Raw genomic sequence first — 14,277 nt, forward strand, 5'->3', positions numbered from 1 at the left:
AATATGGCTTCGTACATCGTATTCAGTACGAAGCCATTATCTTAGTTTTGTGAGTGCTATTGAGAAATTTTGCGAGATTTAATTAAGGTAAATAGCAAGACGAGTACAACGCCGACAATAACGCCGAATACTAGGTTTACTAATGACGGAGTAATCAACTGCATTGTTGATCCGATAGCAGGTGTGAGAGTAGCGGCTAGCGAAACCTCTTCGATCCATTGATGAATAAAAGGAATGCCATGTGTGAGTATTCCTCCACCAACCAAAAACATAGCGGCAGTACCGACGACAGATAATGCTTTCATAAGATAAGGTGTTGCATGAATTAGGCCGTTGCCTAGCTTATTTAGCAACATAGACGTTTTTTTCTGTAAATAAAACCCAAGATCATCGATTTTTACAATGCCAGCCACTAGCCCATAAACTCCGATTGTCATAACAATAGCAATAATTGAAAGAACAACTACTTGGTTCATTAGGGTTGTTGAAGACACTATTCCCAAAGTGATAGCGATAATTTCAGCTGACAGCACAAAATCAGTGCGCACCGCACCTTTAATTTTACGTTTTTCGAATGCGGCTAGCTCTTCAGGCGACATTACTGCGTCATGTTCATTTTTTTCTTCTTGATCGACGGCGTGATGAAGATATTTATGCATCAGCTTTTCGGCACCTTCAAAACACAGGTACGCCCCGCCAATCATCAATAATGGCGTGATAGCCCAAGGTATAAACGCACTGATAAGTAGGGCTAGAGGAACCAATATCAGCTTATTGATGAATGAGCCCTTTGCAACGGCCCATACCACGGGGATCTCTCGTTCCGCACGAACACCAGTAACCTGTTGAGCATTCAATGCAAGATCATCACCCAATACTGCGGATGTTTTTTTGGCGGCCACTTTGGTCATAACAGAAATGTCATCTAATACTGCTGCGATATCATCAAGTAAAGCGAGTAAGCTACTTCCTGCCACGGGAATATCCTTATATTGTCTAATTAAGATGTGTTCAATGTTTATTAGGTTGGTCTTGAGATAATTAGTTCAATTGTATATAGGCTGATAAATCTTATTTAAGTCTATATTTGTCATAATTCAAGTGCATAACTGTTGGCTGTGCTCAGCGAGTCGATTCATATAGTTTATCTATATTCCACATCTATTTTTCCTTGTCGCCTACATGCAATTCGAATTATTTAGAGTACATATCGTCATGCTTCAAATGAAGGGTTGTGAATTTTATGCTACAACCTGAATTATATCGCTATACGACTATTTCGATAGTGTCGCGAGTTTATTAGCGCTAATACTCATAATTGAAGTATAAAATGGTGCATAAAAAGACGTAAAATACTCGCTATTCGATAGATTTAGCTTATGAATAATGAATTTTGTATGGTAATGGAACCAATGGACTTAGTTTCTTTCTAATTACCTAAATTTGCTTTGCATAGATTGATTTTTTGAGTATATACAGAATAATTTATGCTGTAGGCTTTATTTACATACACTGCTGACAGCAACTGGGAGTATCGCGATTACATATACCGCGATTTTCAGTAAAAATAATGAAAGAGGATGATCGATAAGGTCATCTCAAAATGAATGGTTTAATAAGGTTAACTCATGTCCTCTCAGCCTGTTTTGAGTATTGTTGTTGCGGTTTATAATGGGGAAAAATTTCTTCCTCACTTTTTTGATAGCTTATTGGCACAGAACTTAAGCAATTGGGAACTGATCATGGTAAATGACGGTTCTAAAGATAATACTGAAGATGTTATTCGCCAGTATCAAGATAAGTTCAGCAATTTTAAATTGCTCACTCAAGAAAATCAGGGAGTATCAGTTGCTCGTAACACGGGTATGGTCGAAGCGACGGGTAAATACATCACATTTCCTGATATCGATGATGAAATAAGCCCTCAAATGTATGGACGTCTGTTGGAGATCGCACTGGCCAGTGATCTGGATGTTGCGACCTGTAACGGTACCTATATTTACACTAACGGTGATGCACCTAAAGCTATTTTTCCGCCAAATAAAGTTCCCTCAACAGGAATTATCAGTGGACCTGAATGGCTTGAAATGGGCTTAAGCTCTCGCAAATTTTTGCATGTGACTTGGCTGAATCTTTATCGTCTCGATTTGATCCGCCAGCACAATTTTTCATTTGAACCGAAATTACACCATCAAGATATCCCGTGGACAACCGAGTTATTGTTGGTAGCAAAACGAGTTCAATTCATTAACGAACAATACTATGAATATTTGATTCATAACCAATCTGTTTCTCATTCACTTAGCGGTGATGAGCGCTCGGTTCGAAAAATCAATACTTACTTGAAAATCATCGATATGCTGCTGGGTATCTACAAACGTTATCCTGAACAAGTTAAACAAGCGCCATCTTGCTTATGGCAGGTAGGTAAAGAAGGTTTAGGTGTGATTCAGGCGATACTCGCTATTCAGTCACCAGAAATTCAGCGTGACATGTCACGACAGTTTTTTGAGAAAGGTTATTGGGATATTGTTTGGTCTCATGCAACGACTATTAAGCTAAAGTGGCGATTAATTAGACGTTACTCTAAATTAAAAGCTATAAGTAAGTAGTCTTCTATTCAGGTAGCTTATTGGTGAGTAAGCTACCTTGTTGTTTTATTTACTAATCATCATTAATGAGATAATTCTCTTATTGAATCAATAACCATTGTCCACAATCGCTGATTATCTAATGTTACCGCAACCTGTGTATGGCAATCTTCAGCTGGTGGGTGGCGAAAATCAGCAACGGTCATTCCTGTTGTCAATCCACCTTGCAATTCAATGTCTACAGGGACTTTCTGAGTTGTTATCAATGATGAGTCAATTACATAAGCAACTGCGCAAGGATCATGCACAGGTGCATGGTCATCGGTTCCATTACGTTTGCGATATCCAGCCGTATAGTAACTCAATGAATCGACAACAAATTGGCTGATGGGGCTATTAATATTAGCAATATCAGTCATTATTTGATCGGTGGGCTTGGCTTGATGGGTTAAATCTAATCCAACCATAGTTAATGGCCAGCATTCATTAAAAACGATATGAGCTGCTTCGGGGTCAATTGCAATATTGAATTCGGCTACCGCAGAGCGATTTCCTTTGTGATAACCGCCTCCCATCAATACCACTTCTTTTACTAACTCAACAATTTCAGGTGCTTTTCTCACCGCCAATGCAATATTTGTTAAGCCTCCAATAGGAACTAACGTGATCGTTTTAGGCGGATGCGATTTAAGTGTTTCGATAATGAGATCAACAGCATGGCGCGGATCAAGTGGATGGGTTGGTTCTGGGAGATGTGTGCCATCAAGACCACTAATACCATGAACTTCCGCTGCATTTTGAATGGAACGCACAAGTGGGCGAGAGCAGCCAGCAGCGATAGGGATATGTCTAGCCCCTACCAGCTCAATAATAGCTTGAGCATTGCGAGTGACTTTCTCTAAAGTTTGGTTTCCTACCACGGTGGTGATGGCGAGTAAATCAATATCTGGGTGGCCTAAGGCAAGTAAGATTGCGATTGCATCATCATGTCCAGGATCACAGTCCAAAATTATTTTCTTTTGAGGCATTTTTTCTCCTACCTAATAGACAAAATAATTTGAGTTATCTGGAGGCTAATTACATTCAGGCATTTAATTAGATGACTCTCAAATTATTTTAGGTGCAACAAAATACACTAAGAAATTTTGAATAAATTTCCTGTGATCCACCTCGAATTTATTGGTTGTAACTTAAATGGTTAGTAACAAAATATTAACACTAAAGAACGATAGTGTGATTTAATTAACATATTAATAACATCTGAATTGAGTTAGTTGAGATAATGTGTTTTTTATAAGTTTAAGCTAGCGATTTTATTACCCAAAATGTGAGATTTGTTAATAAATTAATGATTCTGGAGGCAGAATGGAAAACTATCTGGAAAAACTACCTGATGTGATTGATTCTGTTGCAACTAATCAATTTTATCCCAATTTATTATCATGGCTATCGTCCTTTATTGCTTTTGATAATGCCATTGTTTATTCATTTGAAAAAAATGCACCACCACGTTTTCTTTCCAAAGTTGAACGGCGCAATAGCGACAATATAAACCGTATCTATCAGCGAGGTGCTTATCTGATGGATCCCTTTTATCAAGCATTGCAAAAAGGCATTGGTTCACAAGTTTTAACGTTGAAAGAGCTTGTTCCAAAAGGTTTTTATCACACGGATTATTATCTCAATTTTTATCGTAAAACAGGTTGGTGTGATGAAGCGGGTTTAATACTGGAAATCGCGCCTGAAAAGCAACTTGGTATCTTTTTTGGTAATGAAAATTCGCCATTTTTATCGGAAAAATGCAGCTTTACGTCTTTAAAAGAACCTTTTGAAATCATTCGGAGTATGGCAAGGCTGCATAAAGAAGTTTCACCTAATGATGTTTCTGGTCATTCACGGCTTACTGATATGCAGACTCGTTTTGGATTAACACCAAGAGAGTGTGAAGTGGTGGAATTGATCTTAGAAGGCAATGGTTCTCCTCAAATTGCTCAGTCACTTTTTATCAGTTTAGGTACAGTCAAAAATCATCGAAAAAATATCTATCAAAAGCTAGATATTAACTCTCAAGCTGAATTATTTAACTTGTTAATGAATCGGCAAAGCTTTCAAATTTCGAATCATGGTTCGAATATCGCTGGTACAGCAATTCGCTCAACAGTCCTAGCCATATAAGAGAATGCGATTGGTCTGTATGCCAGTTAGTTAGCCACTTTAATCTCGATATAGATATCAAAATAATGTGTCTACCTCACAAATGTTAACTTAATGTTTCAAATGTCCCTAAAGGGCTATGTAAATGTTAATGGTGGGTTAAGATAATCAAGGTTATGACAAGATACTAACAAGGTATCCAAAATGAATAACCAAGTTGAATCATTAACCTATTATGCAGCAACTAAAAAATACGATCTTCGCTTTCCAACACTCAAAGAGGATCTGGATGTTGATGTTGTGATCATTGGCGGCGGTTTTTCAGGGATCAATACAGCGCTTGAACTGTGTGAGAAAGGGATCACTAATATTGCCATTATTGAAGGTCGCCATCTTGGTTATGGAGGATCAGGGCGTAATGGTGGGCAAGTGATGGCAGGGATCGGCCATGACTTAGACGTGATTAAAAAGCATGTTGGTTCTGAAGGTTTAGAGACCATATTTAAAATCAGTAATATGGGAGCAGGCATCATCCGCGAGCGCATCGCCAAATACAATATCGATGCTGATTTTTGTCATGGATATGCTTATTTAGGTAGCAATAAACGGCAAGAAAAAACCTTACGTAGCTGGATGGCTGATTTCAAATCAGTATCGCCAGATGAAGAAATTGAATTCTATACAGGGTCTGACCTAAAAAAAATTATCGGCTCTGATGCTTATACTAGTGGGATCAAGCATATGGGCGGTGGGCATGTTCATTCATTGAATTTGCTGCTTGGTGAAGCGAAAGCTGTTAGTGAATATGGCGTCAAAATTTTCGAAAATAGCCAAGTACTTAATGTGGAATATGGCGATACGGTAACGGTACGTACTGCGATGGGCTCAGTTCGCGCACAGAAAATGTTGTGGGCGTGCGATTCATTTTTAAATGGTTTAGAGCCAACGATATACCCGAAAACCATTAATACATATGCCTACCAGCTAATGACCGAAGCGTTATCTGATGAAATGATTGAGCGTATCAGCCCAATTCGTGGGGCGTACAGTGATATTCGTCCTGTTATTGACTACTACCGAGTCACTAATGAAAACAGACTGTTATTCGGTAGTTCAACCCATTTTCTAGAGTACATTCCTGCCGATCTTAAAGCCTGGAACCGTAACCTTATGTTGAAAATTTTCCCGTATTTAAAAGACGTGAAAATTGAGTTGGCATGGGGTGGGCCAATGGCATGTAGCGCTAATTTATTTCCACAAATCGGTACGCTACCTGATCACAAAAATATTTTCTTTGTACAGGGCTATTCAGGCTTTGGCGTTACACCGAGTCACATTGTGTGCAAGGTATTAGCGGAAGGAATGGCTGAAGGGTCACATCGTTATGACCTGATGAGTTCGATTCCACATGCCAACATTGCGGGTAAAGACAGCATGCGTAATGCCATCGTATCACTCGCTAAAATATGGCACCAAACATCGGGTTATTGGCAAGGTCGCCGTTAAACCGTGAATTTTTTGCATCATTATGTCAATTGATAAAAAGGTAAAATCATGATCAGTCCATTACTGTTAAACAAACCACTACCTGAACTGCTTAATATCGGCAGCGTCACTAATTTGGGATCAGTAGTTGTTGAAGGTGATCCACAAGCTAGCGTTGCAATGATCCACGGCGAACCAACCGATAACCTCTCCTGTGGTATTTTTGCTTGTACTAAAGGTAAATTTAAGATGGTTTATCCATTTGATGAAATGGCAACTGTCCACGAAGGTTCAGTCAAACTCACCGACGTGAAAACAGGCGAAACCGTTGAGTACCACAAAGGTGACTCTTGGTTTGCGGCGAAAGGCACTGAAGTCCTGTGGGAGATTTCAGGTGAGCGTTTCGTTAAGCATTACTTAGCCTGTGTAAATGCATAATTAATATCTAAAAAGTGGAGTGGTAACGATGAGCGAATTAACCCTATTGCCGGAAGTCCGTGAATTTTTAAATCGCCAACATGGGCATTATATTAATGGCGAACCTGTTTCTGGCGCGGGGAATGCCTTCTTCGAAGTCGTTAACCCTGCCACAGAGCATGTTATTGCTAAAGTGAAAGATGGCACCAAGGTGGAAGTGGATGCTGCCATGGCCGCAGCTTATGCTGCTTTTCGTGGTGCTTGGGCAAAAACAACGCCGATGGAAAGAGGAAATTGCCTTAATCGCTTAGCTGACTTGTTTGAAAAAAATCTAGAAGAGCTGGCGCAGCTAGAAACCTTGTGCTCAGGGAAAACCATTCAGTTATCGCGTTTTCTTGAGGTGGGCTCTGCTGCGCAGTTTCTACGCTATTTTGCCGGATGGGCAACTAAAATCAGTGGCGAAACACTGAATGTTTCTCTGCCATCATTTAACGGCGAGCAATACAAAGCGTTTACACAGCGTGAGCCTGTTGGTGTAGTTGCTGGCATTATTCCATGGAATTTTTCAATTATGATTTCTATTTGGAAGCTAGCAGCAGCACTCACTTGTGGTTGTACTATCGTATTAAAACCGAGCGAATTTACACCTCTGACTATGTTGAGAGTTGCTGAGTTAGCTAAAGAAGCCGGTATTCCTGATGGTGTCATTAATATCGTCAATGGTGGTGGTCGTGAAGTTGGGCCTGCATTAATCAGTCATCCATTGTGCTCAAAAGTGACCTTCACAGGATCAGTGCCAACAGGTTTAGCCGTTGGTCGAGCAGCAATGGAAGGGAAAATAACGCGAGTTACCCTTGAGTTAGGGGGAAAAAATGGTGCTGCTTTCTTAGCTGATTTATCGGTTGATAAAATTGTTGATGGCATTATTGAAGCGGGTTATTTAAACCAAGGACAGATTTGTGCGGCGGCTGAGCGTTTTTATATTCACTCATCATTGATAGATGAAGTTCTACAACAGCTCAAACAGCGCCTATCGACCTTTAAGATCGGCTCACCATTGGATGAAACAACAGAAATGGGGCCGCTTGCCAATAAAGCCCATTACGAAAAGATCCTTGGACTATTTGAAAAAGCTCGCCAGGAAGGAAGTGAAATTATTTATGGTGGAGAAGCAATTGCCGGTGCGGGTTACTTTGTACCGCCAACGATTATTCGAGCAAACAGCCCTGATGATGCCTTGATGAAGGAGGAGACATTTGGCCCCGTGGGAACCTTCCTCAGTTATGATGACGAAGAAGAACTTATCGAGCAAATGAACAGCACACCATTCGGCCTTGCAGCGAGCATTTGGACGAATGATCTGAGCAAAGCGATGCGGATGATTTCACGTATTGAAGCGGGGACAGTTTGGGTGAATATGCATACATTCCTCGATCCTGCGGTTCCATTTGGTGGCGTTAAATCATCGGGTATTGGTCGAGAGTTCGGGAGTGCATTTATCGAACACTATACAGAATTAAAGTCAGTCATGATGCGTTACTAGTTGTTAATTTTAAAGGTGTTTTGCCACACCCATTATTTAAGTTTTTATGATTATTGGAATGCTTTTACTTGTTGCTTAGCAGTAACTCGAATTCTTTGTGAATATTGGCAGATATTATCGTATTTCCCCGGCTTATGCCGGGATTTTTTTGTCTGAAAATCGGCAAATTCTTTGAATGTTATCATAAACATTGTTACCTGATTTCATCGAAACAACTTCACTTGTTACCGATATACAAGGCTAATTGTTTTGGGTATAACTCATTTTAAAGCGTAAGCCTAAAATAAGGTGAATCAATGAAAACGGCATTAATTACGGGTGGAAGTCGAGGAATTGGCCGAGCGACAGCACAACAGCTTGCAGGTCTTGGAATGCAGGTACTTATTAACTATAAAAGTAATCAACAAGCGGCTGATGAGGTTGTTAATGAAATTATTGCATCAGGCGGAAATGCGGTTGCGATCCAAGCCAATATTGCCAGTGAGGACGAGGTTACCCAGATGTTTGCTACCATCCGTGAACAGTACGGTGACTTGGATTATTTAGTCAATAATGCCGGAATTTTATTTCAACAATGCACCGCAGAGCAATTAACTGCTGAGCGAATTAATACCGTGATGGCGACGAATGTCACGGGGCTTCTGATTTGTTGTCGTGAATTTATCAAAAACGCCCGACACTTTAACCAGTTTCACGGTAAAGCCATTGTCAATGTATCATCAGCTGCTGCTCGTTTAGGTTCTCCGAATGAATATATCGATTATGCAGCATCCAAAGGCGCTGTCGATACTATCACCAAAGGCTTATCTCTTGAGCTAGCGGAATTAGGTATTCGTGTTAATGGTGTCCGTCCCGGCTCGATTTATACCCACATGCATACAGATGGTGGGGAACCTGCTCGAGTCGACCGTGTTGCTAGCCAAATCCCAATGAAACGAGGTGGCCAGCCAGAAGAAATTGCAGAAGTGATTACTTGGCTACTCAGTGATGCTTCATCCTATGTCACAGGTGCGATGATTGACGCAACAGGTGGGCGCTAAACAGTGTAAGTGTCGATGTTTCTCTACCTTGAGGTCTCGACTCCATTTATAGCATTTTTTCTTGGCGAATAATGAAGCCAGATGAAACAAGCTCTGTTCGGTTACTCACGTTGGCTTTGGTAAAAATATTGCGTAAATGAGTTTTCACCGTGGAGAGTGAGACTCCAAGCAGTAATGCAATTCGTTTATTGCTCGAGCCTTCACGAACCAAATGAATGATTTCTTGTTCCTTGGGCGTATAAGAAACCAGTGAATCCGGTAAAATATCAAAAGTCATTAACTCAGCAATCGGCAATATTGCATTTAGCCGTATCACCTCTTGCGGTTGAAATGGCGAATCCCTTAAGACTGAAATGCCTGCAATAATTTTGTTTTTACGTCGAATAAAAATCTCTGCCATATCCGTAATATTATTAGGCTGCATAAAATCATGATAAAACTCCTGATTTTTATGTTTCATCTCAGGTGCCATTTTGACTAAACGTAATTCATCATTACGAAATTTATCCGGATGAAGCGGATCCAATTGATAAAAATGTTGTAAATAATCTTGATGCATACGTGAACTGATACCATACAAAACATGGTTATCAGGCTGCCACAAATCATCAACAAGATAATAAACGGATGCTGAGATAGGAATAATATGAGCGATTGTATTTAGACAACAATTAATCAACGTTCGCTGGTGATAGCACAGAGGTGGCGTTTTCATCATATTACCTTCCGTAGTGAGTCCGTTTATTATCATGCTACTAAATGTTATTAACATAAAGTAAACATGTTAATAACGTGAACTTGATTGCAATATTTAAACGTAACAATTGGTAGATAAATTCATTGGATACGCCTATCGGTATATTTCGCTGATAATTTATTAATATATTAATAAATAAGGTTGGCGTTATACCTTGATATTTCATGGTTTATCTATTTTTAAACACCTTTCGTAGTACTTTTCGTCATAACCTTCTTGCTTATCTACCCCTATAGGTATCGTTCTTTAGGACGATAGCGGTATGTTTGTGCTTATTTCTATAGTGGCAACATTGTTACTTTATTTTTACAAGCTGTTCACAGTTGCGGCTATGTTCTAGAAAGAGGGAAATAAAATGAATATGTCCTCAAAATTAACGTCACACATTGAAAAGGGGAAGGTGGGCTTTCCCACCACATTAGCTAGCTCGGTGGGTGTGATTATGGCAAGCCCTGTCATCTTGACGGTGACAAGCGGTTTTGGGATAGGTGGTGATACCTTTGCACTCGCTGTATTACTAAGTTTTATCATGATGCAAGCGCAGTTAACCACCTTCTCTGAGGCGGCTGCTATCTTGCCAACGTCTGGCTCTGTTTACGACTATATTTCATGTGGTATGGGCCGTTTTTGGGCGATCACAGGGGCGCTATCGGCTTATCTTATTGTGCATGTATTTGCAGGAACGGCAGAAACTATCTTATCAGGCATCATGGCGCTGGTGAATTTTGAAAGTCTCAATACCGTGATGGAAACCAGCAATACCTCTTGGATGGTTGGTGTTGGGTTAGTCATTATTTTTGGCCTCTTGAATGCCTTTGGTATCGAGGCTTTTAGTAAAGTTGAAGTTATTTTAACCTTTGCGATGTGGACGACTTTAATGATTTTCAGTATTGCGGGGTTGCTAATGCCTTTTCATGTCTCCGTGGAAGGGTGGTTTGGATTAGGGCTGAACATATCTGATCCAACGTTAGTGCTAAGTTTTGTGGGAATGGCGATGTTTATGTTTGTGGGCTGCGAGCTAGTGACCCCGATGGCTCCTGAAATTAAAAACTCAGCCAAAGTGATCCCTCGTGCAATGGCAACGGGCTTATGTGGTGTCGCGTTGTGTATGTTTTTATTTGGCGCAGCAATGACCAACCAAGTTGAAAATGTGATAGTTGATCCTGCGCATCAGATTAGCTTGTTAGAAACACCAATGGCAATTCCGGCCTTTGCTGGGCAAGTGTTTGGTGATATTGGGAAATATTGGATCGGTATTGCGCTATTACTGGCTGGTGGAGCGACGATTAATACTTTAATGGCTGCAGTACCACGGATTCTGTATGGTATGGCTCTTGATGGCGCATTACCTCGTATTTTCGCTTACCTGCATCCACGTTTTAAAACACCGGTATTTGGTATTTTGGTCGCGGTGATGATCCCATGTTTACACACTTTCGCCATCCAAGGTGATTTGAATAGGATCATTCCATTAGTCTTAGCGGCAGTATGTTCTTGGGGAACGGCTTACCTTTTGGTGACGATTTCAGTGATTTCATTGCGTATTCGCCGTCCTGATTTGCACCGAGCTTACCGCTCACCTTTCTTCCCAATACCGCAAATTATCTCTAGCATTGGTATTATCTTGGCGATCATTTATATCACGCCACCAGGTATGAATAAGGCTGATGTCTATATCCCGTTTGCAATTATGTTAGGTTTGACCGCCAGTTATGCCTTGATCTGGACGATATTTGTACAAAAAGTGAATCCATTTAAACCTGTTGAGGTTGAACTGGTGTTATCCAATACATTCACTGAAGAAGAGTTAAAGGAGGTGAAAATTGAACCACTACGTAACCTCGCTTAAATCTTCTATTTGGCAACATTTGAATAAAAAACGATTGCCAATAGGCTATCAGCAGGGCTTAACACTGAATAAATTAGAACGAGATATTTTGCCTTATCAATGTGAATGGGGAGCGCCTGGTGAGCTCCTGATATACCCACAAGATGAATTGACTATTCAGGTAACTGAACGAGTTAAAACATTATTTATGGCTTTTATTGTCTTTAGCTGTTTTTCGATTGAAGGCCATTGTAATCAGGAGATTAATGCACAAGTCATGGTGAAAACGCGTGGAAATTGGCGGAAAAAGTATATCGACTTCACTTCAAAAGATGAAGAGGGGCAATCACTCATTAAGTTACTTGCTCAGTACCCGGTTATTGCAAAAACCCTTGAGGAGTTAGATTTTAATCATTGTCACCTTGAGATTAAAAATGGTATTTGGCGGTGTGAAATTGAGCCTTTTACCGCTTCAGAAATGGTGAGCCGCATTCCTGCTACACGTCGTTATTTGCGTCTAACAGCACAGCAACGCTATCGTTTATTGAGTGCTTTACAACTTTTTGATCAGTTTATGGCAAAACATTTTTCTTATGGATGTTCAGCTTCTAAGCTGTAATACCGATGATGCTTTACGTGATATTTAGCGTGTTCACTTAACAAGTTGCACGCTATCAATATGAATAAAAAATTTTAACTCATTACTTACACATAATCTGAGAAATGATGGATATATTGAGTTTCAAGTATTAATTTGATAGTAATATTCACATAAAAATTATCTATCAATGGAATTGATATGAAATCGTTACCACTACTGGGTTGTATTCTGTTTTCATTCGCAGCAATAGCAACCCAACCTGATTGTATTCGTCTGGATGAATTATCCTCTTTTGTTGAGGGTATTCATGATAGTGAAGGGCATAGTTGCTTATTGGTTGAAATCTCAGACAAACACTATATTCGCCAAGAAGGCGAAGGCATTTCAGATGCCGCATTGATTAGCATCGATAAAAAACCACTTCGAGTACTATTGCAAAAAGCATCACCTCAAGAACCTCACACGTTATCCTATATTGTGCCTACAACAGGTCAGTATTATGTGGATTTAAAAGGGGTGCCTGACCAGAAATGGCAACTCAAATTTAATTTAACGGAGTATCAGCCGATAGCGATTGAGGCAGAACACAAGTTAGATAGCCCTAAGTTACAAGCCTTGCTTGATACTTATCAAAATGAAAAGAATACAGATGCTTTTTGGCGAGAGATCAAAGCCCAAGGAACACCATTAATCGAAGATTTTAAAAAAGGGCAAAAGAAAGTCACTTTTTTATGGCGTGGAGCAAAAGCGAATGCCTATATCTTAGGTGCGCCTTCTGGTAACCATGAAACCATGGCACATATACCCAATACTGATATTTGGTATCGTAGCTTTGTTGTACCGAATGACACATTATCGCAATATAAAATTGCGCCTGATATTCCGAAAGTGGCGGAAGGTGGATTTGCTCAACGAAGAGCCATTCTCGCGACGGCACAGGCAGATCCATTCAATTCACATGCGATCCCTTCATTTTTTGCCGATCAATATAATCGCTTTTCGTTGTTATCCTTAGCACCAGAAAAACGCCAATGTGACTTCGCAAAAATTGAGCGTTATCAGCTAAAAGGCCAGTTAGATTCTTTTACTTTTCATAGTGAAATTCTTGATAACGATAGGAAAATTTATATTTATCGTCCTAATGTTGAGATGAAACAACCAGCTTTACTGGTATTACTCGATGGGCAAACCTATCTACATACCTACAAAATGGCTGATTTTTTTGATAAATGGATGGACGAAGGCGCAATACCACCAATGTATGTCGTTTTCCTCGACAGTATCAGTGCTAATCGTCGAGCAGATGAATTGCCCCCTAATCCACAATTTCCTCAAATGTTGGCTGAAGAATTAATGCCAATCTTAGCGAAAAAAGGTATTCACGCTCCTGCGCAATCGACAATTATTGCCGGTTCGAGTTATGGAGGACTCGGTGCAACATGGAATGCATTAGAGCACCCTGAACTATTTGGAAATGTGATCAGCATGTCAGGATCTTACTGGTGGGCTCCAAAAGGCAAAGATCCCGAATGGCTAATCAGTGAGATTGAGCAAATGTCGAAGAAACCGCTACGCTTTTATCTTGAAGCAGGGTTATTTGAGCAATATGGAAGTTGGGGGGGGATTATTCAAAACCACTATCGATTATTGGATGTTTTGAAACATAAGAAATATCAGGTCGAAGCCAATGAATTACCGAGCGGTCATGACTATGTTTCTTGGTGTGAAACATTGTATGAAGGCACGCGATACCTAACTTCAGAACCAATGACACAATAACATCGATGAAACGATGGTATTGATGAAATCATAGCGTCATAAAATTAGAATTGAAAAATAAATAAAGCAACTAGATATTAGC

Annotated in this window: 12 protein-coding genes; 9 read left to right on the plus strand and 3 right to left on the minus strand. The window is 40.0% G+C overall.

The window, feature by feature from the left end; genetic code table 11:
- Positions 1-56: 56 nt before the first annotated feature.
- Positions 57-977, minus strand: coding sequence for a DUF808 domain-containing protein (locus tag OOA_RS16075; RefSeq protein ID WP_008913223.1), 921 nt, complete (start codon positions 975-977; stop codon positions 57-59).
- A 651-nt stretch (positions 978-1,628) separates the two neighbouring features.
- Here OOA_RS16075 and OOA_RS16080 point away from each other — a divergent pair.
- Entirely contained in the window at positions 1,629-2,612 is a 984-nt protein-coding gene (locus OOA_RS16080) for a glycosyltransferase (RefSeq protein ID WP_008913224.1), read from the plus strand.
- 62 nt (positions 2,613-2,674) lie between these two features.
- Here the strand turns inward: OOA_RS16080 and uriH are convergent, their stop codons facing one another.
- Positions 2,675-3,619 carry a uridine-preferring nucleoside hydrolase UriH gene (gene uriH / locus OOA_RS16085; RefSeq protein ID WP_008913225.1) on the minus strand — a complete coding sequence of 315 codons (945 nt, stop codon included), beginning with the start codon at positions 3,617-3,619 and terminating at the stop codon, positions 2,675-2,677.
- A 337-nt stretch (positions 3,620-3,956) separates the two neighbouring features.
- On the opposite strand from uriH, the gene OOA_RS16090 reads away from it, so the two are divergent.
- From OOA_RS16090 to OOA_RS16110, 5 genes are all read left to right on the plus strand, one after another.
- A complete protein-coding gene (locus OOA_RS16090; protein ID WP_008913226.1) occupies positions 3,957-4,766 on the plus strand; it encodes a helix-turn-helix transcriptional regulator in 810 nt (269 codons plus the stop codon).
- A gap of 183 nt (positions 4,767-4,949) precedes the next feature.
- Entirely contained in the window at positions 4,950-6,251 is a 1,302-nt protein-coding gene (locus OOA_RS16095; protein WP_008913227.1) for an NAD(P)/FAD-dependent oxidoreductase, read from the plus strand.
- 48 nt (positions 6,252-6,299) lie between these two features.
- Positions 6,300-6,668, plus strand: coding sequence for a cupin domain-containing protein (locus tag OOA_RS16100; protein ID WP_008913228.1), 369 nt, complete (start codon positions 6,300-6,302; stop codon positions 6,666-6,668).
- A gap of 28 nt (positions 6,669-6,696) precedes the next feature.
- On the plus strand, positions 6,697-8,190 hold the full coding sequence (locus OOA_RS16105; RefSeq protein WP_008913229.1) for an aldehyde dehydrogenase family protein: 1,494 nt from the start codon (positions 6,697-6,699) through the stop codon (positions 8,188-8,190).
- 296 nt (positions 8,191-8,486) lie between these two features.
- A complete protein-coding gene (locus OOA_RS16110) occupies positions 8,487-9,230 on the plus strand; it encodes an SDR family oxidoreductase (RefSeq protein ID WP_008913230.1) in 744 nt (247 codons plus the stop codon).
- A 46-nt stretch (positions 9,231-9,276) separates the two neighbouring features.
- Here OOA_RS16110 and OOA_RS16115 read toward each other — a convergent pair whose 3' ends face one another.
- On the minus strand, positions 9,277-9,948 hold the full coding sequence (locus tag OOA_RS16115) for a LuxR family transcriptional regulator (protein WP_008913231.1): 672 nt from the start codon (positions 9,946-9,948) through the stop codon (positions 9,277-9,279).
- 394 nt (positions 9,949-10,342) lie between these two features.
- Between OOA_RS16115 and OOA_RS16120 the strand changes: the two genes are divergently transcribed.
- From OOA_RS16120 to OOA_RS16130, 3 genes are all read left to right on the plus strand, one after another.
- Complete coding sequence (locus OOA_RS16120; protein WP_008913232.1) at positions 10,343-11,836, plus strand: APC family permease; 1,494 nt, start codon at positions 10,343-10,345, stop codon at positions 11,834-11,836.
- Positions 11,811-12,434: a DUF3156 family protein gene (locus OOA_RS16125; protein ID WP_008913233.1), complete on the plus strand. Its 624-nt coding sequence runs from the start codon at positions 11,811-11,813 to the stop codon at positions 12,432-12,434. The genes OOA_RS16120 and OOA_RS16125 overlap by 26 nt, the downstream gene beginning before the upstream one ends.
- Before the next feature lie 180 nt (positions 12,435-12,614).
- On the plus strand, positions 12,615-14,195 hold the full coding sequence (locus OOA_RS16130; RefSeq protein ID WP_008913234.1) for an alpha/beta hydrolase-fold protein: 1,581 nt from the start codon (positions 12,615-12,617) through the stop codon (positions 14,193-14,195).
- Positions 14,196-14,277: the final 82 nt, after the last annotated feature.

Origin of the sequence: Providencia burhodogranariea DSM 19968 (assembly GCF_000314855.2) — a bacterium.
Lineage (GTDB): Bacteria > Pseudomonadota > Gammaproteobacteria > Enterobacterales > Enterobacteriaceae > Providencia > Providencia burhodogranariea.